The sequence below is a fragment of the Richelia sinica FACHB-800 genome (assembly GCF_014698825.1).
In the GTDB taxonomy this organism is placed as follows: Bacteria; Cyanobacteriota; Cyanobacteriia; order Cyanobacteriales; family Nostocaceae; genus FACHB-800.
In genome coordinates this window covers 451436-476930 of sequence record NZ_JACJTT010000001.1, presented here as the reverse complement: position 1 = coordinate 476930, position 25495 = coordinate 451436, and the positions used below count along the sequence as shown (strand labels likewise).

Below are 25495 nucleotides of genomic sequence, written 5' to 3'. Positions count from 1 at the left end.
CATTACCTTTTGCCGAAAATCATCACTATAAGGTTTAGCCATTGAAATCGGGAGATGCTATGGGAACTCTTATAGTTTACGTCCTAATCTTGATGGCTATAGCTATATAGCAAAAATTGTCAATAAAATAATTCTGCACAAAGAGCGATCGCCCTTTGCGCCTATTTTCCTATGATGGAAATAATACCAGGTGTAAAGGTGTAAAAGAGACAGGGGAGAAAAAGGGAATTTAATCAGAGATTCAGATGTGAGTCTTGTTTTCAATTTTTTGAAATAGACCATGAATCAGGGTTTTTATCCCCAACTCAAGAATGAGGAAACGAGATTTCCCCCTTTACCCTGCTAACTACAAATCATGTTACATAACTTAAATCATCCAAACCTACCACTAATATAGGCTTTGGTATCTTCTTGCTGGGGATTGTTAAAGATAACTTCTGTAGCGTTGTACTCGACTAAATAACCAATCCGTCCACCTGTTTCAGTGCTTCTGACATTGAAAAAGGCAGTTTTATCAGAAACCCGTGCAGCTTGCTGCATATTGTGGGTAACAATCACGATTGTGTATTGTTCTTTGAGTTCATGAATTAACTCTTCTACCCGTAAAGTAGAAATGGGGTCAAGGGCTGAACAAGGTTCATCCATGAGGATAATTTCTGGTTGGACAGCGATCGCTCTAGCAATGCACAATCTTTGCTGTTGTCCACCTGATAATGATAAACCACTTTGCTTGAGTTTATCTTTAACTTCATCCCATAACGCTGCTTGTCGCAAACTTCTTTCTACCAATTCATTCATATCGCCTTTGTAACCGTTAATTCGTGCCCCAAAAGCAATATTTTCGTAAATTGATTTCGGAAATGGGTTAGGTCTTTGAAACACCATGCCAATGCGACGACGTACTTCTACCGGGTCAACATCAGGTGCATAAAGGTTTTTATTGTAATAAAATATTTTACCTTCGGCTCGAAAGGACTCAATCAAATCGTTCAGTCGATTATAACAACGCAATAACGTACTTTTACCGCAACCAGAAGGGCCAATAAAAGCCGTAACTTTATGTTTGGGAATATCTAACCAAATATTCTGTAACGCTAAAAATTTGCCGTAGTAAACATTGAGATTTTCTGTGTGTAATACAGTATCTGTGTCTTGAGTATTTGTAGTTTGAGTGATCATACAAAGTGTAGGTATAGGTTTTGGGTCTATCTACCCTGCGTGATTTAATTTTCCTAAGCTTTTTGACGAGTAGCCCAGCGAGCAATAATACTCGTCAACAACACCATCAACACTAAAATTAAAGATGCTGCCCAAGCTAAAGATTGCCAATTCTTAAAGGGTGAAATTGCAAAGTTATAAACTAATACTGCTAAGGAAGCTGTTGGCTTGAGTAAACTATCAGGCCAAAAAGTCGAAAACAAGGCTGTAAACAGTAGTGGTGCAGTTTCCCCCGCAGCCCTAGCAATAGCTAAGGTGGAACCTGTGACAATTGCCGGTAAAGCGGCCGGTAACACTACTTGGGTAACAGTTTGAAAGTTTGTTGCCCCTAATCCTAAGGATGCTTGACGCAGATCCTGGGATACTAATTGCAAAGCTTCATCGGTGGTACGTACAATAATTGGTAACATCAAAATCGCTAGTGCAAAACCGCCACCAATTGCAGAGTAGGAACCTAATTTCCATTGGGTCAAGGAAAGTACCACAATGCCATAGGCAAAGACCCCGGCAATAATGGATGGAACTCCGCTTAAAACATTAGTTGCAAAACGTACCCACCTAGCAATTTTACCAGAGCTAAACTCTGTTAAGTAAATAGCTGCCAGCACTCCAAAAGGAATGCTAATTAGCCCACCAATTCCCACCATTAATAGTGTTCCCAAAATAGCATTACCAAAGCCCCCTCCTTTACGAAAAGGTGCGGGAGGTAGTTCGGTAAATACGCTAGGGCTGAGGCTATTGAAGCCCTGAATTACCACATAGGAAAGTACGGCCAGTAAGGGCAAAAGAGCCAGAAAACCACATATAAATGTGATTACGGTCATTACTGTATTGAATAGGGTGCGTTTCGATAAAGAAGAGCGAGTGAGGCTGCTTTCGGGAAAATAGGAAGTCATAATTCAACCAATAAAAGCACTAGAGTCGTTTCATGCGGATGACGATCAACTCAGCCAGAATATTGACTGCCAGTGTCAAAATAAACAAAACTAAAGCGGCATACATTAAAGCCGCTACTTGCAAGCCATTGGCTTCGGAAAATTGATTAGCTAGCAGAGAAGAAATAGTATTTGCTGGGGCTAAAAGGGAAATATTGATGTTGTTGGCATTGCCAATCAACATGGTGACAGCCATTGTTTCACCCATGGCCCGCCCTAATGCTAACATCACTGCACTGACAATCCCAGAAAAAGCAGCAGGGATGAGAATTTGAAAGATTGTTTCCCATCGGGTCGCACCTAATCCTACTGCGGCTTGACGTAAGCTAGGAGGTAGGGAAATTAACGCATCACGGGAGATAGCTGTGATGATGGGCAAGGTCATAATGGCTAATATTACCCCCGCAGGTAGCATTCCTGGGCCCGTAGGAGGGGTATTAAACAGAGGTATCCATCCTAAAGAACTGTGGAGAAATTTGCCCAAGTTACTTAGCATTGGCACTAAAACGAAAATACCCCACACACCGTAGACTACACTGGGGATAGCCGCTAATAGTTCCACTAAAAATACTAGTACAAGCCGGACTTGGGTAGGTAAAAAGTTTTCGCTCAATAAAATCGCAGTTCCCACACCAATGGGTACGGACAAAAGTAACCCGATGAAGGAACTCATCAAGGTTCCATAAATTTGTGGGAGTACACCATACTCGTCATTGACTGGGTTCCAACTACTTTTAGTAATGAAGCCTAGTCCAAATTCTTGAATTGCTGGGCCAGCAGCGATCGCTACTTGCAGGGCAATCCATAATAAAGTAGCAGCGATCGCTAGGGCAAAAATTCTTGTTGTCCAGATAAAGCCCCGATCTAGGAACCTATCTAGTGGCGATCGCTTTTTCGTTCCTGATGGAAAATTGGCAGAAGTTGTAGTCATGAATACTGACTTTAGAAATAAAATCGAGGAAAATGTGGGAGCTAACCAGACTAAATCGCTACACCCGGCTCAATTAAATCGACATTGGCAATTTGAGCTAATCAGGCTGAATGACAGCTTTTGTCCTTCATGAAAAATTTGACTTGTGCTATCAAGCATCAACTTTAGTTACTTGCACTAGCACCACCACCAACGCTAATTTTATACTCTGGGCTGATTTTATCGGCAGCAGCAGCCACCTTGGTAATCACATTGGTAGGCAAAGGAACATATCCTAATTCCCCAGCTAGTTTTTGACCATCAGTTAAGGCATACTCTATCGCTGCTTCCATTGCCTTCGCTTTAGCTGCATCTGGGTATTTTTGATAAGCCAAAATCCAAGTATAGGTAACAATCGGATAAGAATCTGCTCCTTCTGGATCAGAAATAAAAGCACGCAGATTGTCTGGCAGAGTCACAGATGCTAAGGTTTTAGCTGCCGATTCATCTGTTGGTGTGACAAAATTACCACCTTTATTTTCTAAAGCAGCAGTTTTGAGGCTATTTTGTTTAGCATAGCCATACTCTACATATCCAATCGCACCTTGAGTTTGTTGGATTTGGGCAGTCACACCTTCATTTCCTTTCGCACCAACCCCCACAGGCCATTTTACACTCTTACCGTCGCCTACTTTCGATTTCCACTCTGGACTAATGGCGCTTAAGTGTTTAGTAAAGACTCCTGTTGTGCCACTACCATCAGCACGATAAACAACGGTGATTGCTTGGTTTGGTAATTTTACACCTGGATTGGCTTTGGCAATGGCTGGATCATCCCAAGATTTAATCTTGCCTAATAAAATATCTGTGTAAACTGCTCTGGGTAATTTCAACTCCGGCACATCTGGTAAGTTGTATGCCAAAACAATACTACCCGCTGTTACAGGTAGCATAATTACCCCCTTATCAGCAGGTACAGCCTTGATTTCCTCATCCTTCATAGCTACATCACTAGCACCAAAGTCTACTGTTCCTTTGGTAAACTGCTCTACACCAGCACCGCTACCCACGGACTGATAGTTGACTTGCAAATTAGGATATTTTTTGTTTAGCTCAGTGAACCAACTTTGATACAGTGGAGCAGGAAATGATGCGCCAGCACCAGTCAAAGTCACATTTCCACCCAAATCTAATTTAGCAGGTGCAGATGCTGTGGCATTTTGAGCCGTCCCTGTTGATTCTGGAGTTTGTGAGTTTTGCCCGGTTTGCACTCCCGCACAGGCAGTTAAACCCATAGACAGTGCTAATACTGTACTTAATCCTTTTAGACGGTGATTTTTTACTAACATAAAACGTAGTAGCATCGTTGTTGAAATTTTCTGTATTGCCAGATGAGCGCTTCTAACATACCCTTAAATGATGATTCCCAAGGTAAACAAAAGGTTAACAAAAGTAATTTTTCCAGTAGTCAGAAAGGAAAATTTCCAAAAAAACTCATCTATTTTTTCAGCATAAATACATAATTAACTATTAAAAATGCGACCAAAAATAAATAAAAATACTTGTTTCGGTTAAGATTAGGTTAAGCTAAAAGCCTTACATATTATTCTCAAAACATCGCTGAGAGGAAAATTAATTATATGTAATTTATATTACAATCTTTTTGTGTGTTAGTCAAAGTAGAAAATTTTCTAGCACTGTGAGAAATTAATCAACGCTTGAACTATCTCTAAAGCTAATTTTCTACCATTTGCCTATACTGGTTGCTGTTAGTTTTCCTATAGTTCCTATAGTCTGATCAATGTTTGCTGCCTCAAATCAATTGCTCTGGTCTATGATTGGCCTACTCCTAACAATGGGTGGCACGTTCCTCGAAGCCTATGGAACCTCCTTACCTTGGAATTGGAGTCAGCAAGGTATTAAAATTTTTTCTTTAGGTGTCAGTTATCAAATTGGTGCAGTTTTGCTAGTTGGCTGTTTGGGAGGTAAACACGCTGGTGCGCTTTCGCAAATTGCCTATTTAGTCATGGGGTTAACTTTATTGCCAGTTTTTGCTGATGGTGGTGGAATTGGTTATGTCAAATTGTCTCAATTTGGTTATCTTTTAGGCTTTGTACCAGCAGCTTGGATTTGTGGACACTTTGCCTTTAAAGCTAGACCTCAACTAGAAACCTTAGCATTTAGTTGTTTTTGTGGCTTGTTAACTGTTCACCTCTGCGGTATCACTTATTTGATCATCAGCTACTTTTTCCCTTGGAGAGGGTCAGACAACCTATCCTTATTTGAAGCTATTATTAGATACTCATGGTTGCCGTTACCAGGACAATTCGCTGTAGTTTGTGCAGTCACTTTCATCGCCTATATCCTCAGACAAATCATGTTTTATTAGTAAGTATTGAATGATATTGTTAGTAACATAATGATGCTGATAAAAAAAGGTTTAGCACCAAGCTAAACCTCCATAGAAAGCAGTTATTCGACACACCATGATTAATGTAAATCCCCCTTGAATTGTCAGCATCTTCCTGAGGGATGTATGCAAATATTCATAGATATGCAGGTAAATATTGATTCTTAAAATCCGGTAAAGTTAACATGAAAATCACATTATTACAAGCCTTATTCATCACTAATACATTAATTATTTCTGGTTGCTCGATTGGGGAGAGACCGAACAATACAAAAGTTGCTAGCGACAACATGAATCATCAGAATCATGACCAAATAGTTGTCAATGAACAAAAAGAACACTCTCATAGTCATGAGCAGCATCAAGACAATTCACCTTCTAATACTCAAGCTAAATTAACTACACCAAAAAATATTGCAGCTAACCAAGCAACTAATTTGGTAATTAATATTCAAGATGCTGGTGGTAAGCCTGTCACTAAATTTGATACATTCCAAGAACAAAATATGCACTTAATTATGGTTAATGACGACTTGACATTTTTTCAACATCTGCATCCAGATTACAAAAATAATGGCAAGTTTGAAGTGAGTGCAGAATTTCCAAATCCTGGCAATTATGTATTGTTTAGCGATTATAAACCCACTGGACAGCCAGAACGTGTTTCCATCCTTAATCTCAATGTTCCTGGTTCTATTCCCTTACCCAAAGATTTAGAAAAATTTACTAAAAGCAAAACCTTATCTAATACCAAAGTCACTTTGAACACCTCACCCTCTAATCTTAGAGTAGGACAAGAGATTAAAATAGGATTTGATATTAAAGATCGGCAAAGTAATCAAGCAGTTCAAGATATAAAGCCATATTTAGGGGAAAAAGGTCATTTGGTGATTATCAAAAGCTCATCACCCTTAACAAAATCTGACTACATCCATGCTCATGCTCTAAAAAATTCCCCTCCAGGGAAAGTTGAATTTATGACCAAATTTCCTCACAAGGGAACTTATAAAATGTGGATGCAGTTTAACTTTAAGGGGAAAGTAGAAACAGCAGACTTTTGGGTGAGTGTAGAATCTTAATTGCTTAATTTAACCTATTTTTTTGTTTGATGGTCACGGAGTGTTAGTAATAATCTTTGAGCTAGGGAAGATGTATATACACCCTCATAAAGAATTGGTATAATTGTGATTCAGGGTAATTTTGCTAGAGACAATTAACAAGTCTCATTTTGCTCAATGTCCAGTTCTGGTAAAAACTGGCTCACATAAGAATTTTATCTTTACATCGTTAAGGGAGAAATGAAATTGTTCAGGAATGGGTTGTTAACCTTCAGAGTTATCAACTAAATTCCTTCAATTTTTTTGACATATTCTGTACTTAACTTTATGGAAAAATACCTAACTAGGCTGCGACCAGCTACAAATCGTTTATTCAAGAAACATCGATTTTTAAGTATATCCATGGTTGTGGTATTACTGGGTGCTGGTTGTACTCACAACATATTTGTCAAGAACCATCAGTCTCCTTTAGATAGTGTAGTCAGCAGCACAATTAACTTATCTGCATTAAAAGTTGGGGTACTTCCTACTCAAAGTCGCACTGAACAAGAAAGAATGATTAAACCCCTAGATGAATACTTGGAAAAATCTTTAGGAAGGCAAGTTGATTTTCAAATTGCCCAAAGCTATGAAGAAGTTGTGGACTGGTTGGTAAAAGGTAAACTCGACTTAGCTTATTTAGGCCCTGTTACCTATTTGGAAGCCGTAGATAAGGGTGCGAAAATCGAACCTTTAGTTGCACCTATCGATAAACATACAGGTCAACCTTGGTATCGTTCGTGCATTATAGTCCAGGCAAACAGTAGCATCAAAAGTATAAAAGACCTCAAAGGCAAGCGTGTTGCTTTTGTCCATAAATCATCTACTTCTGGGTATTTAATGGCAGCAGCAACCTTCAAAAACCTAGAAATTAATCCTCGTGAAGATTTTTCTCAAATCTTATTTACAGGTAGTCATAGCAAGAGTATAGAAGCATTAGCCAATGGTACTGTTGATGCTGCTGTGACGAATGTTTCCTCATATTTAAAAAGCCAAAAACAAGGCAGAGTAACAGCACAGAATTCTAGAATCATCTGGGAATCTGCTCCTATCCCTCATTCTCCTATAGTTATTTCTCAGAAATTATCTCCTGAATTAATTCTTCAGTTCAAACGAGCTTTTATTAGTAGTCCAGATGGAATTGAAGATATTGTCGGTACTGAATCAGCTGGATATACATTAATTATTCCTGCTGATTACGCACCTATCCAAAAACTTCGTCAAGAATTAAATTTAATTGCTACTTCTGCCAAATGAAAATTTCTACAAAGTTTTTTACAGCTTCTGCTGTGATTGTGGTCTCAATCATCGCGATCATTGTTGGCAACACTATCCTAATTCAGCATATTAAACAAAACATTAGCGCCAAAAGCCAGCGCAGTATAGAAACTCTCAAAGTTGCCCTGGAAGCAGAAAATGCCTTAAAGACGGAAATTATCGAACTGAAAGATGTAGTCTTATTAAAGACTGATAACCAAAATACAGAAAGTTCTTCAAAGCAGTTTCTCCAATATCTAGATAGTTTAGACAAGTTACTACAAAATCCTCCAGAAATTGCTGTGATTCGTCGTCGTCACCAATTTCTAAAACAAATGACATATCAACTAACTAAGTTAAATGATACGACAAGCTATCTGGCAGATTCTCAGCAATATTTTCGTGCCATTAATTCTTTTAACAGAGATATTGAGTTATTTCTATCTCAAATCGTAGAACATGCTTATCAACAACAAAATGTTGTAGAAGCAGAGGTAGCAAGTCTACACAGATTGCAGAGAATTATTTCCTTTGGATTTGCAGGGGGAATTATATTGCTGTTTGTGGGAAAATTTTGGCTCATTTGGCGGCCAACAGTGAAATACTTACACAAATTACAATCTGGGACAAAGGAAATTGCTAATGGCAATTTTAACTATAGTCTAAATATTAATACTGGTGATGAAATAGAAGATTTAGCCCAAGCATTTAATTACATGGCAGTTAAGTTAAAAGAGTCTCGTGAAACCATGGTGAAAAATACAGAATTGACTGCTATTAATCAACTTTTGGAAATTGAAATTTCTGAACGGAAACAGGCAGAGTTAGAGCTACATCAAACTTTTGCGGAATTAAAAAATACGCAAGCTCAATTGATTCAAACAGAAAAGATGTCTAGTTTAGGTCAATTGGTAGCTGGGGTAGCTCATGAAATTAATAACCCAGTTAACTTTATTTATGGAAATATTACTCATGTATATGATTACTCTCAAGACCTAGTAGAATTAATCAGTTTATATCAAGATAATTTTCCTGAACCTGGAGAAAATATTCAAGAAAAAATTACAAATATGGAATTAGATTTTGTGTTGGAAGATTTACCAAAAACTCTAATTTCCATGAAAATAGGAGCGCAAAGAATTCGGGAAATTGTTTTATCTTTACGCAATTTTTCCCGGTTAGATGAAGCAGATATGAAAGCAGTAGATATTCATGAAGGGATTGAAAGTACACTACTAATTTTGCAGAATCGTCTCAAGGTAAAACCACATCATCCAGCCATTCAAATTATTAAGGAGTATGGTGATTTACCTTTAGTAGAGTGTTATCCTGGACAGTTGAATCAAGTATTTATGAATATTATTAGTAATGCTATCGATGCTCTAGAAAGCGATCGCAGAGAAGCTATTGATAGTCATCCTGCTCAAATCGTCATTAGTACCGCAGTTACTGACGATAAACGTGTATTGGTAGGAATTGCAGATAATGGGCCAGGAATGACGGAAGAGACAAAATGCAAGCTGTTTGACCCCTTTTTCACCACGAAACCTGTGGGTAAAGGTACAGGTTTGGGTTTATCTATCAGTTATCAAATTGTTGTCCAGACTCACTCTGGTGCTTTACGCTGTGAGTCTGAACTTGGTCAAGGTACTAAGTTTTGGGTGGAAGTTCCTCTGTATCAACAGGAAAAGCCAACAGTGGTGGGAGTCGGCCTAGAAAGACAAGCAGCAAAGACTTAGGAATTGAGAATATGAGGGAGATGGGATTCAATATCCAACATAGGACTGACCTATAGGCTAGGAAAAATATGAGTTTGAGTACGTTCATCTTGCGTCAGTCCTGCAACAGCTTATTTACCTGGAAATGGCTGTAACTCCTGAACTGCTGCTCGTTGAAACTCTTGCACTTTTTGGTTGTTGTGCAGCACCATGGTTGTAGAGGAGTTAGTCTCAAAGCCAATCTTTTCGTAAAATTCTTGTTGGTGAGTTGTCATTAAGTAAACACGCTCTACCCAACGTACTTTCGGATGGCTCAAAACGGTTTCTACTAACTTGCTGCCCAGTCTTTTGCCCCGATAATCTGGGTGAATAACTACATCCCAAATTGTGGCACGATATATGCCATCAGAGGTGGCTCTAGCAAAACCTATCAGCTTTTCTCCATCCCAAATAGAGATAACTGGTTCACTGTTAGCAACTGCTATACCTAAGTCTTCGATACTACGCCCTTTTGCCCAAAAAGCGCCAAGATTAAATAGTTCTTGGAGTTGGTAGAGGTCAATTTCGGCAGAGCGATCGCTAAAGTGAATTTGCGGATGGTTCATGTGTAGACGCTCAATGTACAGCAGTATCTTTATTTGTTATGTCATATTTTGCAAAAAATGACTGAACTTGTGTATGGATATGCAACATATTCTCAATTTATACCCATACCCAAGACAATTTTTACAAGATAAATATATTTTTGGGTAGATGAATTGGGGGATTTTCATCTCATACCAGATTAATCTGAAGCTGCGGATTTGAGAATTCTGGCCAGCCTCAAATAGACCCAAAACATTCAGTTGCATATCCATTTCCATAGGGGATGGCTAGGCCCTTGCTGACGGATGCGAAAAACTTGCTGTTCTAGACGTTGTTTTTCATCTGGGGGTAGTCCAAACAAAATATTTCGACTTTGCCAAACTAAAACAGCAATAGTCATACCCAAACAGAAGGATATGCCTATGGCTGATAAGCGATGTGAAATCAGCCCATAGCGCACAGCAGCCCAGGTAAAGTATTGCTGCCATAAAACTATCTCTGCGCGTAAATCCCACAGGGCTAGGGGCGTAATGATGAGCCATAAACAGCCGACAACTAACCAACGTCCGTAAACAGTTAGTTGGTGTAACTTTTGCACTTGTTGAGTGAAATCAGTTGGTGGTGCTTCTGGTTGTTCCATAGAAAAATCATCAGTCTGGTTAAATTAAGACAGTAGGGAAGGAGAAAATCCTGCTCGCACCTGTCACCATGGCAAATGATATTAACTTTCTGGGGAACTTGCAGCAGTTTCCATTGCATTACTGGGGTATTTACCACTGCGTTCTCGCCACCAAGTCAGAAGTGTACTCGCAATAAAGATACTGGAATAAGCCCCCATGATAAAGCCAATAATTAGGGCGAGGGCGAAATATTTCAAAGTATCTCCACCAAATAGGAAGATGGCAAATAATGTGAGTAAGGTTGTTAAGGTGGTGTTGATGGAACGGGATAGGGTTTGGTTAACCGCGTCATCCACGATTTCAGCAATAGGACGATTGGGGTTAATTTTCAGGGTTTCTCGAATGCGATCATAAATCACCACGGTATCGTTAACGGAGAACCCTGTAATTGTCAGCAATGCCACGATAAAGAGGCTATCTACTTCAATTCCAGCCACTAAACCCAAAATTGAGAACATTCCCACGGTGATGATAACATCATGGAACAAAGCGACAATGGCGAAAACTGCATAGTCTAGCTGGAAGCGGACAGCCATGTAGATGGTAATGCCGACAAAAGAGACTAGCAAAGCAATTACACCAGACCGAAATAACTCTCGTCCCAATGTGGGGCCGACGGAATCAATTTGATTTTTCTGCTGGTCAAAAGCGCCAATTTTTTCTGTGAGGGCTGCTTGCAGCTTGGTTCGCTGGTCTGTATCTAAGTTTTTGGAGCGGATGGTGATGCCGTTATCTGCACCATTTTCAGAAATTAACTGGATGCTGCTATCTGCGAGTCCTTGAGCTTGGGCAACTTCCCGGACAACATTGATATCTATGGGTTTGTCACAGTTACCTGGTTGGTTACAGTCGCGGACGAACTGTAAGCGTGTACCACCAATAAAATCTAAACTGGGGCGGAGGGGTGCTTTAATATTGGGATTCTGCCAGGAAATCACCATAGAGATGATACCACTGAGGATGATAGCAGAAGAAATAATCCACCAAAGCGATCGCGATTTGTTAATACTGAGTTTCATGTGCGTCACACCTCCGCCTGATTGGACGCTGAGACATTGGGACAATAAAGTTCTGTTTTCCGCAAACTGGGAATGGAAATAGCGATAAACATAAAGGTGCGACTACAGGTAATGGCACTAAACATACTGACTGCTACCCCTAAAGCTAAGGTGAGGGCAAAACCTTTGACTAATCCAGAACCTAACCAAAATAGGGCAGCGCAAGCAATCCAGGTAGTCACGTTACTGTCTAAAATACTGGAAAAGGCACGGTAGAAACCAGATTCCACGGAACGGTAAAGAGACTTACCTGCTTGTAATTCTTCCCTTGTCCGTTCAAAAATCAGTACATTGGCATCCACTGCCATACCAATACTGAGGATAAAACCGGCAATCCCCGGTAAAGTCAAGGTTACGCCTAACAAAGAAAAGGTGGCCCAAGTCAGTAAGGAGTAGATCACCAAGGCGATGTTGGCAATCATACCTGGTAGTCGATAGTAAAATACCATGAAGATAAAGACTAAAATTAGCCCAGCAACACCAGCGTAAATACTCCGCTCGATACTGTCTTTACCTAATGTCGCACCAACTGTCCGCCGTTCGGCAATTTCTACAGGTACGGGTAACGCGCCACCTCGTAACTGTACACCTAAATCATTAGCTTCCTGGGCTGTAAATCGACCTTCAATAATCGCAGAACCACCAGTAATCCCTGTAGCGGCAAATTGTAGGGGCACGTTAGGAGCGCTAATGAGTTCGTTATCTAAGAAAATACCAATACTGCGACCAGTACCCGCCAAATTTTTGGTCAATTGTGCAAAGAGTTCTCCACCTTTTTGATTGAACCGTAGAGCTACATTCCAATTATTGCCTTGGGTCGGTTCACCATAGGCATTTTCCAAATATTGACCAGTGAGTGGAGGATTGGTACTTTCAAACAGTTCAGCGATCGCTTGATTGTTATTTTTTAATTCTTCCAGGTTTTTAGTCAATGCCCCTTGGTCATTACTTTTCCTCAATTCTTGCTGCTTGGCTTTTAGTTCAGCCCGTGAAGCTTGCAGCGCAAAAATTTGAGTTTCTGTTCCTGGCTTTTGGGTACGAAATTCTAACTGTGCTGTACCACCTAACACTCGTTCCGCTTGTTCTGGGTCATTTACCCCTGGTAACTGAACCAAAATTTTATCAGTACCGACGGTTTGGATTACAGGTTCAGACACGCCCAGACCATTAATCCGGCCTTCGACGACCTTCTTCACAGCTTCCAATTCTCGTTCGGTGATTTGCTTAATATCTGCTGTTGTTTTCACCTGAATGGTAAGCTGTGAGCCGCCCCGTAAGTCTAGACCCAAGGGTACAGGAATTGTGGCAATCACCGCAATAGCGGCGATGACCAACACGAAAATCAACGCTAATAGCGATCGCTGTTTTTGCATACCATCACTCACAACTGACAAAGGTTATAATAGCGTTCTTTTGTCGCGTTATGAGTGGGGGAGGAGTTTCAGGAGTTCAGAAGTATGCCTTCGGCACGCTGCGCGAACAGGAGTTCCAGAAGGAAGAAAAGAAGGAAATTAACTCTTCTTCCTCTGTCACCTGTCACCTATGACCTAGATTCTTAAACACGCAAAGCCATCATTTTCTGCACGGCTTCCACGATTTGCTCTGGCTGCACAATGGTTAATCGCTCCAGATTACCGTTATAAGGTGTGGGGATATCTTGAGAAGACAGGCGTAATACTGGTGCGTCTAATTCATCAAACAAGCGATCATTGATAGACGCTGTTAATTCTGCGGCAATACCGCCAGTTCTCATACACTCTTCCACGATAATCACTCGGTGAGTCTTCCGCACGGATGCACCAATGGTATCAAAATCAAGAGGCTTGAGGGAAATTAAATCAATAACTTCTGGGTCAAAACCTTGTTTTTCTAAAGGTTTAACAGCTTGCATTACATGATGGCGCATCCGGGAGTAAGTAAGAATAGTCACATCCTTACCCCGACGGACAACTTCTGCTTTATCCAAAGGTACTAAATATTCTTCTTCAGGCAGATTTTCTTTTAAGTTATAAAGCAGAACGTGTTCAAAGAATAAAACAGGGTTATCATCACGAATGGCAGATTTAAGCAAGCCCTTAGCATTGTAAGGCGTAGAACAGGCAACAATTTTCAACCCAGGAACCGCTTGGAAATATGCTTCTAACCGTTGGGAATGTTCAGCACCTAGTTGTCTTCCTACACCACCAGGGCCACGAATCACCATAGGAATTTTAAAGTTACCACCGGAAGTGTAGCGTAGCATTCCGGCATTATTAGAAATTTGGTTAAAAGCGAGGAGCAAAAAGCCCATATTCATCCCTTCAATGATGGGGCGTAACCCTGTCATTGCTGCTCCCACAGCCAAGCCTGTAAAGCTATTTTCAGCGATGGGGGTGTCTAAAACTCGCAGATCACCATACTTTTTGTATAGGTCTTTGGTAACTTTATAAGAACCGCCGTAGTGACCTACGTCTTCTCCCAAAACGAATACGCTAGAATCACGCGCCATTTCTTCATCAATGGCTTCCCGTAGAGCGTTGAAAAATAGTGTTTCTGCCATTTAGACCTTTATTACAATTTATTGTTTTAGAATCTTATCGTGCCATTGAGGCCAAGACGGTGAGCGATCGCACTAGATTGGTGATTAGTAATCGGCCATAGGTCATGTCATGAGTTACAGGACATATTCATAATTTTCACTCATTCCCCTACTCTTGAACTATCTTCATCCAAATCCCATACCAATCTTGAAACTACCCATTTACTTATTTCATTGATAGTAGATGGATGTGACAGATGGGGGTACAAAAGTCAAGAGTTATTTTCTTCTTATTCCCTGCTTCCTATCTTCTTCCCTGTCACCTATCTCCGAAATATTTCTGCGAAAAACTGCCGCATCGCTTTCCAGGAACGCTGATCTGCTAGTGGATTATAAAGAGCGCCTTTTGGTTCCCCTTTATAGTCAGGATTGGTAAAAGCGTGTTCAACTCCACCATAAGAGATTAATTGCCAATCTACCTTAGCTTGACGCATCTCGTTTTCAAATGCCCTCACTTGCTCATCTGGAACAAAAGGGTCATCAGCACCGTGTAATACTAACACCTTAGCTTTAATATTTTTGGCATCATCAGGATTTGGGGTATCCAAGTTGCCATGAAAACTGACCACACCTGCAAGATTGACACCACTACGAGCTAATTCTAAAACTGTGCCACCACCAAAACAATAACCAATAGCTGCAATGCGTTTAGCATCAGTCCAGCGGTAATTTTGGAGAACTTGTAAGCCAGCTTTTGCCCTTTCCCGCAACAATTTTCTATCCTGACGATAAATTTTCGACTGTGCTGCTGATTCAGCAATATTTTTTGGTCTCACCCCTTTGCCATAAATATCTGCTGCAAAAGCCACATATCCTAATTTTGCTAACTGCACAGTACGCTTTTTAATATAGGACTGTAGACCGTTCCATTCATGAACTACCAGTACCCCTGGACGTTTCACTTTGATGGCATCATCATAGGCTAGATAACCTTGCAATACGGTGTTACCTTGTTTGTACTCAATAGTTTTAGTTCTAATGACTGCCAGTGCATCGCTAGCCGCAAATAATATCACCGCAGGTGTTAGTACCACAGAAAGCAAAAATTTCATAATTTTGTGATCATTTCCACATTAATCCAAGTTGATTATCTCCGGAAAAGGCACAAGTAAAGCCACAACAGGGCAATTTTTGGACATCGGAATTTTGCGATTCTTGGGCAAAAAATCACAGAATCTAGATTTTAGTTAGTGTGTGTGAGCGAAATTATTTCGAGAAGTTACATTAAAAGGTATATAAAGAAAAATCATTGTTCCCGCCAATATATCGGCTTCAAACACACAGAATCATGAGTGCAACTGCTACAATTCCTCAAAATCCCTTACTGAAAGGCTATGGACTACCGCCATTTGCGGATCTTCAGCCAGAAAATGTAGAACCAGCATTTAGTCATCTATTAGCAGAACTAGAGCAAGAACTCGCTAATTTAGAGGCGAATGTCCAACCCACATGGCAAGATTTAGTCGAACCCTTAGACAATTTAACTGAACGCCTATATTGGAGTTGGGGTATCCTCAATCATTTAATGGGTGTGAAAAATAGCCCAGAATTACGCACAGCTTATGAACAGGTACAGCCAAAAGTTGTGCAGTTTATTAATACTTTGGGGCAAAGTAAAAAAATTTATAATGCCTTTAAAGCCTTGCGTGCTAGCCAGACCTGGACGAAGTTAGCACCAGCGCAACAAAGAATAGTGGAAGCAGCAATTCGTGATGCAGAATTTTCTGGTGTGGGCTTAGAAGGAGAAGCCAGAGAGCGATTTAACACAATTCAGATGGAGTTGGCAGAACTGTCTACAAAATTTGCTAACCATGTGTTGGATGCCACTAAAGCTTTTCGTTTAATTCTGACCAAGAAAGAAGAAGTTGATGGTTTACCCAACAGTTTACTGAGTTTAGCGGCTCAAGCTGCTCGTGCTGCTGGTGAAGAACATGCCACTCCAGAAGAAGGCCCTTGGCATATCACTCTAGATTTTCCCAGCTATTTCCCTTTCATGCAACACAGTACCCGTCGAGATTTGCGGGAGAAAATTTATCAGGCTTATTTTACCCGTGCTTCTTTTGGCGAGTTGGATAACAGCCCCCTAATAGAAAGAATTCTAGAATTACGGCAAGAATTAGCCCAGTTAATCGGCTTTGATAACTATGCTGAACTCAGTTTAGCTAGTAAAATGGCGAAGACAGTACCAGCAGTGGAAAAGCTGTTAGAAGAACTACGCCAAGTTAGCTACGATGCTGCCGTTAAAGATTTAGAAGCACTCAAAGCCTTTGCTCAAGGCAAAAAAGCCCCAGAAGCAGATAATTTGCAGCATTGGGATATTGGTTTTTGGGCAGAACGTCAACGGGAAGAAAAATTTGCTTTTACCGCAGAAGAATTACGCCCTTACTTTCCCTTACCCCAAGTCTTAGATGGGTTGTTTGGACTAGTAAAGCGTCTGTTTGGTGTGACTGTTACTCCAGCCGATGGTCAAGCACCAATTTGGCATGAGGATGTACGTTATTTTCAAATTGCAGACGAAAATGGCACACCTATTGCCTATTTTTATCTTGATCCCTACAGTCGTCCTGAAGAAAAGCGTGGCGGTGCTTGGATGGACGGGTGTATTCATCGTCGCCAACTGCAAGTAAATGGTGTTACCAGCGTTCGGTTACCAGTGGCTTATTTGATTTGTAATCAAACTCCGCCGGTGGATGGTAATCCCAGTTTAATGACTTTTGATGAAGTGGAAACTTTATTTCATGAGTTTGGCCATGGTTTACAACATATGCTGACCACAGTGGACTACACTGGAGCCGCAGGTATTAATAATGTTGAGTGGGATGCAGTGGAATTACCCAGCCAGTTTATGGAAAACTGGTGTTACGATCGCCCCACCTTATTTGGCATGGCCAAACATTATGAAACTGGTGAACCATTGCCAGAGCATTATTATCAAAAACTCCTGGCAGGGCGTTATTACATGAGTGGTTCAGCGATGTTGCGCCAACTCCACTTTAGTAGTGTAGATATGGAATTACATTACCGCTATCGTCCTGGAGGTGAAGAAACTGCTGCGGATGTGCGTCAACGTATCGCTAAAACCACAACTGTTTTACAACCCTTGCCAGAAGATGCCTTTCTATGCTCCTTTGGTCATATTTTTGAAGGTGGCTACGCCGCAGGTTATTACAGCTACAAATGGGCTGAAGTTCTCAGTGCTGATGCCTTTGCTGCCTTTGAGGAAGCTGGTTTAGACAATGAGGAAGCAATTAAAGCCATTGGCAGACGCTACCGCGATACGGTATTAGCCCTAGGAGGTAGTCAGCATCCTATGGATGTATTTAAAGCCTTCCGCGGCCGGGAACCTAGTACGGCAGCTTTGTTAAAGCATCATGGCTTACTAGCAGCTGCCTAAAATTGACAGATTGGTGGTTCGGTCAAGTTATTCCCTTGCCTACGCCCTACACCATGCCCCCGGATGTAGGGTCAAAGGCTACAGGGGTCTCAGGTGAAAGGGGTAAAGGAGTAGTATGGTTATTGGTGGAGGAAATGGTAGGGTATAGACATAATCACCAATGACCAATGACCAATGACCAATCCAATTTGGCGACAAGGTGAAATAGTTGAAGTTACAATCACTGATTTAAATGATACGGGGGACGGCGTAGGACGCTTTGAGGAGCGTGTGGTATTTGTACCCGATACAGTACCAGGCGATCGCATTCTTGTACGTTTAATTCACGTTAAGCCACAATACGCTCATGGTAAACTTCAGGAGGTATTGCAACCATCTCCCGAACGTACCCGGCCGAGTTGTATTGTTGCTGATAAATGTGGTGGTTGTCAGTGGCAACACATTCACTATGAATATCAACTAGTCGCCAAACAAAATCAGGTCATTCAAGCTTTGGAACGGATAGGTGGGTTTATTCAACCACCAGTAGCACCGGTCTTAGCAGCAGCTTCACCTTTAGGTTATCGGAACAAAGTTACCTACCCTCTCGGTATGTCTGCTACAGGTCAAGTTCAAGCTGGTTATTACCAAAAAGGTAGTCACCAATTAATTAACTTGAACCAATGTCCGGTGCAAGACCCACAATTAAATCCCTTGCTAGCAGAAGTCAAGCAAGATATCCACAAGCGACGTTGGTCTATTTATGACGAACAGCGTCATCAAGGACAAATTCGTCATTTGGGTTTACGTATTGGACGACGCACCGGGGAAATGCTGCTGACTTTGGTAGTCAAGGACTGGAATTTACCAGGAATTGAAACCCAAGCCCAGGAGTGGTTGCAACGTTACCCTGATTTAGTCGGGGTATGTCTCAATCTCAACAGCGATCGCACCAATGCTATATTTGGACAGCAAACTCGCTGTATTGCGGGGGTTCCCTTCCTGCGGGAAAAGTTTGCAGGACTGGAGTTTCAAGTCCGGGCAGATACATTCTTTCAAGTATCCACGGAAACCGCCGAAGCTCTCCTAGCAGTAATTCAAAAACAGTTGCATCTCCAAGGAAATGAAGTCCTCATCGATGCCTATTGTGGCATTGGCACTTTAACCTTGCCTCTGGCACAACAAGCCAAACAAGTCACAGGTTTAGAATTACAAGCAGCCGCAGTCGCCCAAGCCCAGGTCAATGCTCAACACAATGGCATTAATAACGTGACATTCCAAGTGGGAGCAGTAGAGAAAATAATCCCTAATTTGGGCATCACACCAGATGTGGTACTACTTGATCCCCCTCGCAAAGGCTGCGCTCCCAATGTAATCAAAACCTTACTTGATTTGAAACCATCCCAAATTGTTTACGTCAGTTGCAAAGTAGCCACCCTCGCTCGCGACCTCAAACTACTTTGTGCAGATGGAACATATACTCTGGTCAAAGTCCAACCCGCTGACTTCTTTCCCCAAACAGCCCATGTGGAAGCAGTGGCCTTTCTCGTTCGCTCACATTTGCACAACAGTAGTGACGACTTTACAAAACCTCAAACTGGAAATTTGTAGTCTAGTGCATAGTCATAATGCTAAAATCAAATTATTCTAATAATAGAAACGTATTTTGTTTACAAAAATTGAAGCTGCATAGGCTCTTAACAAGGTTAATTAAGATTGCATAAATCATAAATCGGCGATGAGGACAGCATAATATATGCTCAAATCAAATCAGAGCAGCTAGCAAGCTGCTGACTGCATTAGCAGGTTAATTATTACCGATTATTAATTGCGTAATTCTTAATCGTCTGTTGAGTCAATGCTCCCCAGCATTTTGAAAATTTAGTTTTACAGACGCAAGTTTGAAGGCAGCATGACCACCTCACTTTTTATCAGGGTGCCTGTAACAGCAAACTGATGTCTAGCTAACTAAAGCTACGGGGTTTCTCTTGTGATTACTATTTCTCTTCGTCCAGTTGGACGGCCTTGGGGTACTATAAGTTTTGCCTCAACACTCTATTTGTGTCCAATTTTAGATTTACTTTTGGCAGAAGTTCCTGCGAAATTACAAGCCGAACTGAGACTAGGACTGCAAGAAGCCCTGGTTAACGCTGCTAAACATGGAAATAATCTTGATCCCAGTAAACAAGTAGTAGTTCGGTTTTCTTTAATAGATAATCAGTATTGGTGGGTCATCTCCGACCAAGGAGAAGGTTTTACCCCCACAAGTAGTAATGATAGCGATCCCACAGATTATTTGCCACCAGATGAGGCGGAAAGTGGTCGCGGTTTGTCCCTACTACATCAAATTTTTGATCAGGTAGAGTGGAACCGCAAAGGTACAGAATTACGTTTATGTAAGCAACTAGAGACCCGCCGTCTTTTATCATTACGTCGATGAAAGAAGCGGGGATATGGCTAATCCTCAAGCATATTTAACCTTTGCCATGAGTAGGACAGGGAGGGGCAGAAATTGATTTATCTAGCCAGCCTACAGCCTGTTCTAATCTGGGTATAACTTCTTCAGGTTGGTTTTTGAGGAGAAACACCATTGCCGCAGCTAGCTGTTCACTAGCACGGGCATTGCGATTAGATTTAAGACGATGCCAATCTTGAGGGGAGATACTCAGTCTTTCCATCAGGGCTTGAGCTAATTCGAGATTGCTCATTTCATCTAGTTGACTGGTATTAGACATCTGGGTAGATTGAGACATAAGGATTCAGGGCTAAGTGTGGATTTAAAAGCTCTTAGTTAATCATCTTAACCAATCACCACTCATCAATCAGCAATGACTAAGCCAGAAGCAAGTCCCGAACCAAGTTTTGAGCAGGAACTAGCAGATGTAGACCATTCCCTTGTATTACTGAAAGAGCGTTATGCCCAAGTGCTACGGGATCAACAACAACAGGCACAATGGCAACAAGAATTGAAAAATTTGCAACAAAATAAACATCAGACTCCAGAAATGAAGGCTGAGTTAAAACGCCTGCAAAAACAGCTAGAAGTTTTGGAAATCAATTTAGAAAGCCAGTTATTTTCCTGGAGTAGTGTCAAACGTCCTTTTTGGCAAGCTGTGCGTTTCGGTGGGTTAGGTGTGGTTATTGGTTGGTTACTGAGAGCTTATGTAGGATAATACTAGTTAAAAATCGGCAAGATATAGCAGGTGAGAATATGAAAACTCTTTTTTACCTGGGTTTTATCATCAATTGATGTTTTGACTACCTTGGCTTGGCGATCGCTATATTATTGCATCAGGTTTTCAGAGTCAATCTGTCACAGTCTTTGTTCAAATTGGGATAACCTAAATTTTGGGTTGTAGATTTAGTAGTGTATTAATTTTCTTTACAATCTAGATTATATACATTGACAAAAGAGAATTTGTATAAAATGGTAAATCCAAGAATTGCAGAAATATTAAGAAGTGGTCAACCAGATGAGTCCCTTGTGGTTCAAGGTTGGGTACGTACAAAGCGTGAGTTGAAAGGTTTTGCTTTTCTGGAAGTGAATGATGGCTCATCATTAGCTAACTTACAAGTTGTCATCAATGAAGATTTACCAGATTATGCAGGGCTGCTAAAGCAAATTAATACAGGTGCTTCTGTGGAAGTAGTTGGTGTATTGGTAGCTTCTCAAGGTAAGGGACAGAGGATTGAATTAAAAGCTACTACGGTGAAAGTTTACGGAGATGCTGATCCTGATACCTATCCTCTGCAAAAGAAGCGTCATTCCTTTGAGTTTCTCCGCACCATTGGTCATTTGCGTTCCCGAACTAATTCCTTTGGTGCCGTATTTCGGGTGAGAAATGCTTGTGCTACAGCTATTCACCAATTTTTTCAAGAAAGGGGCTTTTTGTGGGTACATACTCCCATTATTACAGCTAGTGATTGTGAAGGTGCTGGGGAGTTATTTAGTGTTACTAGTTTGAATCTCAAGGATATTCCCAAAACAGAAAATCAAGCTGTTGATTATAGTCAAGACTTCTTTGGTAAACCCACCTATTTAACAGTAAGTGGACAATTGGAAGCAGAAGTTATGGCTATGGCTTTTTCCAATGTTTACACTTTCGGCCCTACTTTTCGCGCAGAAAATTCTAATACCTCTCGACATTTAGCAGAGTTTTGGATGGTGGAGCCAGAAATGGCTTTTTGTGACTTAGAAGGGGATATGGATTTAGCTGAGGCGTTTCTCAAACATATTTTTAAATATGTGTTGGAAAAATGTCCAGAAGATATGGAATTTTTCAATCAGCGTATTGATGATTCTGTGTTAGCCACGGCAGATAACATTATTAATAATGAGTTTGAACGCTTAACTTACAGCGATGCAATTAAGTTATTAGAAAAGACAGATGTCAAGTTTGAATATCCTGTGAGTTGGGGTTTAGATTTGCAATCGGAACATGAGCGTTATTTAGCGGAACAATTGTTTAAAAAGCCCGTCATAGTTACAGATTATCCAGCGCAAATCAAAGCCTTTTATATGCGGTTGAATGAGGATGAAAAAACCGTCCGCGCTATGGATATTCTGGCACCGAAAATTGGTGAAATTATCGGTGGTTCCCAACGGGAAGAACGGTTAGATGTGCTAGAAAAACGGGTAATAGCTCAAGGAATGAAGCCAGAAGATTTATGGTGGTATTTAGATTTACGTCGTTATGGCACTGTTCCCCATGCTGGTTTTGGGTTGGGGTTTGAGCGACTGGTTCAGTTTATGACGGGGATGGGGAATATTCGAGATGTAATTCCGTTCCCACGGACACCGCAAAGCGCAGAGTTTTAGAGGAACTTTTGGAGTAGGAGCAATGTCTCCTACTTCTTGATTTAGAGGGTATTTGAGTGTAATATTAAGAGCGATCGCACACGATGGGGTGACACCGTTTAATAGTCTCCATCAACTCAGCAATGCGAATGGGTTTGACAAGATAGTCATTCATTCCCAATTGTAAACAGCGATCGCGTTCTTCCGGTAGCGCATTCGCTGTTAAAGCAATTATCCAAGGACGTTTATCAGGTGTCCACTCTTCACAAATTTGCTTGACCGCTGTTAGTCCGTCCATTTTTGGCATTTGCAAATCCATGAACACCACATCATATAGTTGACGACGCAGTGCAGCTAGTGCTTCTAAACCGTTATTAGCAATTTCCGCATTATAGCCCATACGTTGCAACATAATTTGAATCATTTTTTGATTGATTAAATTATCTTCAACTAACAATATTTTTAAAGGATGTTTTTGAGCTAAAGTTGTATCTATTTGTACATGATGAGAAATATGAGAAACAGCTATTTCTCCTGAAGATTCGGAAGTTTTATGTATGGTGTGTTCTCTGGTTTCAGAAACTACATCAACAACAATCGTAAAATGAAAAGTGCTCCCTAGACCTGGCTCACTTTCCGCCCAAATTCTACCACCCATTAATTCACATAACTGTTTACAAATTGCCAAACCTAGCCCTGTACCACCATACTGTCTAGTGATAGAAGAATTTACTTGACTAAAAACTTTAAATAATCGGTCAAAATGATTTTTATCTATCCCAATTCCTGTATCTTTAACAGCAAATTGCAATTCATAGGTATGGGGTTTTATCCCCTCTGGATGGTGATTATAATTGGCAATTTTACTACCTGTAAAAGATACTTCTACACTGCCATGGTCAGTAAATTTAATAGCGTTAGCCAGCAAATTCACTAATATTTGTCGCAACCGTACTATATCACCAATAATAATGGTGGGAATAGCAGAATTATCTAAAAAATTTAAGGACAACCCTTTTTCTTGAGCTTTTGGGGCCACCAGCATAATCGCTTCATTAATACAACGCCTTAACTCAAAGGGTTCAGCCTCTAACTCCAATTTACCAGCTTCAGATTTGGAGAAATCAAGAATATCATTAATAATTTTGTGTAAAGCTTCTCCACTCAGATAAATTGTATTAGTGAAATTCCGTTGTTCAGCAGTTAATTTAGTATTGAGGAGCAAACTAGCCATACCCGTTACAGAGGCAATGGGAGTACGAATTTCATGGCTAATCATTGCTAAAAATTCCTGTTTAGCTAGTTCCGCTTGTTTTCGTTCGGTCATGTCGCGGAGAATGTAAACATAACCTTGAAAATGTTCAATTTCTGTTTGTACAACGGAACAAGAAATAGCTAACGGAATATTTTTTCCACTTTTAGTTGTGCAAGAAATTTCTATCTCTTTAATGGTTTGACTAAAGTTCCCTTCTCCAGCCACATTATCTAATGTCAGTTGATGAATATCTCTAATAATTTCTTCTATATTTTGACCTAGTAATTCTTCTTCGGAGTATTCTAGTATTTTTGTAGTTGTCAAATTAATTTTTTTAATTTTTCCTGATAATGTCGTTACCAAAAGTCCATCAGCCATGGATGTGACAATTTGGTCTATATATTGTTTAGAAGCAGTGAGGTTACGCAATAAAAAGTTTGCATTATTGATACTTTGCATCATCGATTGTTCCATCACCATTCTTTCGGTGGAATTCACCACAATCATGATGAACTCACTGGTAGTGTGATGGGATGAATCAACTTGCACATTTTTAATAATGTACAAGTCCATATATAGAGGAGAGTCTTCATCGAGGCAACGCTTGACTCCCTTTAAATTAAAATTCTTTTGCTCTCCTTGGAGAATCTCTACCAAAATCTCCTCGATTCCTACTAATTCAGGGAAAGGAAGACGAATATCATCACCCAGGTTAATTGATTCAGAATTATCAACAAATTCGTGAACGCCAGAAGATGCTTCTAAAATCTGATAATCTTGATTAAATATCAAGTATTCAAAACAATTTGCAGAAACCAAATTTGCTAATAATGGATTCATTGTTGCCAAATTTTAAATTAGTTTATGAGCTAAAAATTGAAAGATTTCATCAACATTCTTACCTGTCTTAGCTGAAGTCAGATAAGTTGATAAAACCTGATTTTTATTTTCAAACTGATAAGGTTTTTTCAATTTTTCTAAATACTCAACTTCGATTAAATCGGATTTATTCAAGGCAATAAATATAGAGGCGTGAGGATTAATTAACAAGAAGTTATCAATATGTTCCGTAATATGATTGAGAGTTTCTTGTTGAGTTAAATCTCCTACTATAATTGCACCCTTAGCGCCTTGAAAATAACTGGAAGCAACACTCTTAAATTTATTACTTCCTTCAATATCCCAAATTATCAACTGAATTTCTTGATTAGCTGGTGATTCGGCATTAAAAATCTGCACTAGTTTGCGAGATATTTTTACTCCCACCGTCGAAAGATAAGTATCACTGAATTGCCTATCTACATATTGGCGAATTAAACTAGTTTTACCTACACCAAAATCACCGATTAGGCAGATTTTTCTAGAGATTGCAGACATATTATGTTTAGATACTATAGGTTCTCAGACTCAGCGCAGGCTATTCAAAGGCAAAACCTGATACTACCATAACAAAGCTGAAGCTGAAAAATTTATTGTCGTTAGATTTTTCAACTTGAGCAACTAGTGGATTATTTTTATGCTGCTGATTTAGAGAGGTTGTCTAACAAGGCTGATGATGTACACGAGAATATTTAATACAGCAGTTGCCACTTTCAAAGCACCAAATAACAACATTAAAACATA

At 40.3% G+C, this 25495-nt stretch carries 22 protein-coding genes; 9 read left to right on the top strand and 13 right to left on the bottom strand.

Going from position 1 to position 25495, the window contains the following annotated elements:
- Positions 1-372: 372 nt before the first annotated feature.
- The 4 genes from pstB to pstS form a co-directional block, all read right to left on the bottom strand.
- Positions 373-1179 (bottom strand): phosphate ABC transporter ATP-binding protein PstB, encoded by an 807-nt coding sequence (pstB, locus tag H6G73_RS01915; protein WP_190601237.1) that lies wholly within the window; start codon positions 1177-1179, stop codon positions 373-375.
- 53 nt (positions 1180-1232) lie between these two features.
- The gene (pstA, locus tag H6G73_RS01910; protein ID WP_190601236.1) at positions 1233-2114 is read right to left on the bottom strand and encodes a phosphate ABC transporter permease PstA; all 882 of its coding nucleotides are present in this window, start codon (positions 2112-2114) and stop codon (positions 1233-1235) included.
- A 19-nt stretch (positions 2115-2133) separates the two neighbouring features.
- Positions 2134-3084, bottom strand: a complete 951-nt coding sequence (gene pstC, locus H6G73_RS01905; protein ID WP_190601235.1) for a phosphate ABC transporter permease subunit PstC — start codon at positions 3082-3084, stop codon at positions 2134-2136.
- Positions 3085-3248: 164 nt separating this feature from the next.
- Complete coding sequence (gene pstS, locus H6G73_RS01900) at positions 3249-4427, bottom strand: phosphate ABC transporter substrate-binding protein PstS (protein ID WP_190601234.1); 1179 nt, start codon at positions 4425-4427, stop codon at positions 3249-3251.
- A 437-nt stretch (positions 4428-4864) separates the two neighbouring features.
- Here pstS and H6G73_RS01895 point away from each other — a divergent pair, with 437 nt between their 5' ends.
- The 4 genes from H6G73_RS01895 (at position 4865) to H6G73_RS01880 (ending at position 9566) form a co-directional block, all read left to right on the top strand.
- Positions 4865-5452, top strand: a complete 588-nt coding sequence (locus H6G73_RS01895) for a biotin transporter BioY (protein ID WP_190601233.1) — start codon at positions 4865-4867, stop codon at positions 5450-5452.
- Positions 5453-5658: 206 nt separating this feature from the next.
- Positions 5659-6552 carry a hypothetical protein gene (locus tag H6G73_RS01890; protein WP_190601232.1) on the top strand — a complete coding sequence of 298 codons (894 nt, stop codon included), beginning with the start codon at positions 5659-5661 and terminating at the stop codon, positions 6550-6552.
- A gap of 306 nt (positions 6553-6858) precedes the next feature.
- Entirely contained in the window at positions 6859-7827 is a 969-nt protein-coding gene (locus H6G73_RS01885) for a substrate-binding domain-containing protein (RefSeq protein ID WP_190601231.1), read from the top strand.
- Entirely contained in the window at positions 7824-9566 is a 1743-nt protein-coding gene (locus H6G73_RS01880) for an ATP-binding protein (RefSeq protein WP_190601230.1), read from the top strand. Before H6G73_RS01885 ends, H6G73_RS01880 begins: the two co-directional genes overlap by 4 nt.
- Positions 9567-9676: 110 nt before the next feature.
- Here the strand turns inward: H6G73_RS01880 and H6G73_RS01875 are convergent, their stop codons facing one another.
- From H6G73_RS01875 to H6G73_RS01850, 6 genes are all read right to left on the bottom strand, one after another.
- Positions 9677-10150 (bottom strand): GNAT family N-acetyltransferase, encoded by a 474-nt coding sequence (locus H6G73_RS01875; protein WP_190601229.1) that lies wholly within the window; start codon positions 10148-10150, stop codon positions 9677-9679.
- A 236-nt stretch (positions 10151-10386) separates the two neighbouring features.
- A complete protein-coding gene (locus H6G73_RS01870; protein WP_190601228.1) occupies positions 10387-10770 on the bottom strand; it encodes a hypothetical protein in 384 nt (127 codons plus the stop codon).
- Positions 10771-10851: 81 nt separating this feature from the next.
- Positions 10852-11829, bottom strand: coding sequence for a protein translocase subunit SecF (secF, locus tag H6G73_RS01865; protein ID WP_190601227.1), 978 nt, complete (start codon positions 11827-11829; stop codon positions 10852-10854).
- A 5-nt stretch (positions 11830-11834) separates the two neighbouring features.
- Complete coding sequence (secD, locus tag H6G73_RS01860) at positions 11835-13241, bottom strand: protein translocase subunit SecD (RefSeq protein ID WP_190601262.1); 1407 nt, start codon at positions 13239-13241, stop codon at positions 11835-11837.
- 182 nt (positions 13242-13423) lie between these two features.
- Positions 13424-14407, bottom strand: coding sequence for an alpha-ketoacid dehydrogenase subunit beta (locus H6G73_RS01855; protein WP_190601226.1), 984 nt, complete (start codon positions 14405-14407; stop codon positions 13424-13426).
- Between the two features lie 302 nt (positions 14408-14709).
- Entirely contained in the window at positions 14710-15498 is a 789-nt protein-coding gene (locus tag H6G73_RS01850) for a dienelactone hydrolase family protein (RefSeq protein WP_190601225.1), read from the bottom strand.
- Positions 15499-15734: 236 nt separating this feature from the next.
- Between H6G73_RS01850 and H6G73_RS01845 the strand changes: the two genes are divergently transcribed.
- The 3 genes from H6G73_RS01845 to H6G73_RS01835 all read left to right on the top strand — a co-directional run bounded on the left by H6G73_RS01845 (position 15735) and on the right by H6G73_RS01835 (position 20259).
- Positions 15735-17840 (top strand): M3 family metallopeptidase, encoded by a 2106-nt coding sequence (locus H6G73_RS01845; protein WP_190601224.1) that lies wholly within the window; start codon positions 15735-15737, stop codon positions 17838-17840.
- A 174-nt stretch (positions 17841-18014) separates the two neighbouring features.
- Positions 18015-19430 (top strand): 23S rRNA (uracil(1939)-C(5))-methyltransferase RlmD, encoded by a 1416-nt coding sequence (rlmD, locus tag H6G73_RS01840; protein ID WP_190601223.1) that lies wholly within the window; start codon positions 18015-18017, stop codon positions 19428-19430.
- Positions 19431-19809: 379 nt separating this feature from the next.
- Positions 19810-20259 (top strand): ATP-binding protein, encoded by a 450-nt coding sequence (locus H6G73_RS01835; RefSeq protein ID WP_190601222.1) that lies wholly within the window; start codon positions 19810-19812, stop codon positions 20257-20259.
- Positions 20260-20293: 34 nt separating this feature from the next.
- Here H6G73_RS01835 and H6G73_RS01830 read toward each other — a convergent pair whose 3' ends face one another.
- The gene (locus H6G73_RS01830) at positions 20294-20572 is read right to left on the bottom strand and encodes a DUF6439 family protein (protein ID WP_190601221.1); all 279 of its coding nucleotides are present in this window, start codon (positions 20570-20572) and stop codon (positions 20294-20296) included.
- A gap of 75 nt (positions 20573-20647) precedes the next feature.
- Here H6G73_RS01830 and H6G73_RS01825 point away from each other — a divergent pair, with 75 nt between their 5' ends.
- A complete protein-coding gene (locus H6G73_RS01825) occupies positions 20648-20992 on the top strand; it encodes a hypothetical protein (RefSeq protein WP_190601220.1) in 345 nt (114 codons plus the stop codon).
- A gap of 254 nt (positions 20993-21246) precedes the next feature.
- Positions 21247-22638 carry an asparagine--tRNA ligase gene (gene asnS, locus H6G73_RS01820; protein WP_190601219.1) on the top strand — a complete coding sequence of 464 codons (1392 nt, stop codon included), beginning with the start codon at positions 21247-21249 and terminating at the stop codon, positions 22636-22638.
- Positions 22639-22702: 64 nt separating this feature from the next.
- Here the strand turns inward: asnS and H6G73_RS01815 are convergent, their stop codons facing one another.
- Together H6G73_RS01815 and H6G73_RS01810 are read right to left on the bottom strand one after the other, a co-directional pair.
- The gene (locus H6G73_RS01815; RefSeq protein WP_190601218.1) at positions 22703-24712 is read right to left on the bottom strand and encodes an ATP-binding protein; all 2010 of its coding nucleotides are present in this window, start codon (positions 24710-24712) and stop codon (positions 22703-22705) included.
- A 12-nt stretch (positions 24713-24724) separates the two neighbouring features.
- Complete coding sequence (locus tag H6G73_RS01810; protein ID WP_190601217.1) at positions 24725-25249, bottom strand: Rab family GTPase; 525 nt, start codon at positions 25247-25249, stop codon at positions 24725-24727.
- Positions 25250-25495 lie beyond the last annotated feature (246 nt).

Coding starts and splice junctions, on each gene's coding strand:
- pstB (WP_190601237.1), bottom strand. CDS start 1,179: ATGATCACTCAAACTACAAATACTCAAGACACAGATACTGTATTACAC.
- pstA (WP_190601236.1), bottom strand. CDS start 2,114: ATGACTTCCTATTTTCCCGAAAGCAGCCTCACTCGCTCTTCTTTATCG.
- pstC (WP_190601235.1), bottom strand. CDS start 3,084: ATGACTACAACTTCTGCCAATTTTCCATCAGGAACGAAAAAGCGATCG.
- pstS (WP_190601234.1), bottom strand. CDS start 4,427: ATGCTACTACGTTTTATGTTAGTAAAAAATCACCGTCTAAAAGGATTA.
- H6G73_RS01895 (WP_190601233.1), top strand. CDS start 4,865: ATGTTTGCTGCCTCAAATCAATTGCTCTGGTCTATGATTGGCCTACTC.
- H6G73_RS01890 (WP_190601232.1), top strand. CDS start 5,659: ATGAAAATCACATTATTACAAGCCTTATTCATCACTAATACATTAATT.
- H6G73_RS01885 (WP_190601231.1), top strand. CDS start 6,859: ATGGAAAAATACCTAACTAGGCTGCGACCAGCTACAAATCGTTTATTC.
- H6G73_RS01880 (WP_190601230.1), top strand. CDS start 7,824: ATGAAAATTTCTACAAAGTTTTTTACAGCTTCTGCTGTGATTGTGGTC.
- H6G73_RS01875 (WP_190601229.1), bottom strand. CDS start 10,150: ATGAACCATCCGCAAATTCACTTTAGCGATCGCTCTGCCGAAATTGAC.
- H6G73_RS01870 (WP_190601228.1), bottom strand. CDS start 10,770: ATGGAACAACCAGAAGCACCACCAACTGATTTCACTCAACAAGTGCAA.
- secF (WP_190601227.1), bottom strand. CDS start 11,829: ATGAAACTCAGTATTAACAAATCGCGATCGCTTTGGTGGATTATTTCT.
- secD (WP_190601262.1), bottom strand. CDS start 13,241: ATGCAAAAACAGCGATCGCTATTAGCGTTGATTTTCGTGTTGGTCATC.
- H6G73_RS01855 (WP_190601226.1), bottom strand. CDS start 14,407: ATGGCAGAAACACTATTTTTCAACGCTCTACGGGAAGCCATTGATGAA.
- H6G73_RS01850 (WP_190601225.1), bottom strand. CDS start 15,498: ATGAAATTTTTGCTTTCTGTGGTACTAACACCTGCGGTGATATTATTT.
- H6G73_RS01845 (WP_190601224.1), top strand. CDS start 15,735: ATGAGTGCAACTGCTACAATTCCTCAAAATCCCTTACTGAAAGGCTAT.
- rlmD (WP_190601223.1), top strand. CDS start 18,015: ATGACCAATCCAATTTGGCGACAAGGTGAAATAGTTGAAGTTACAATC.
- H6G73_RS01830 (WP_190601221.1), bottom strand. CDS start 20,572: ATGTCTCAATCTACCCAGATGTCTAATACCAGTCAACTAGATGAAATG.
- H6G73_RS01825 (WP_190601220.1), top strand. CDS start 20,648: ATGACTAAGCCAGAAGCAAGTCCCGAACCAAGTTTTGAGCAGGAACTA.
- asnS (WP_190601219.1), top strand. CDS start 21,247: ATGGTAAATCCAAGAATTGCAGAAATATTAAGAAGTGGTCAACCAGAT.
- H6G73_RS01815 (WP_190601218.1), bottom strand. CDS start 24,712: ATGAATCCATTATTAGCAAATTTGGTTTCTGCAAATTGTTTTGAATAC.
- H6G73_RS01810 (WP_190601217.1), bottom strand. CDS start 25,249: ATGTCTGCAATCTCTAGAAAAATCTGCCTAATCGGTGATTTTGGTGTA.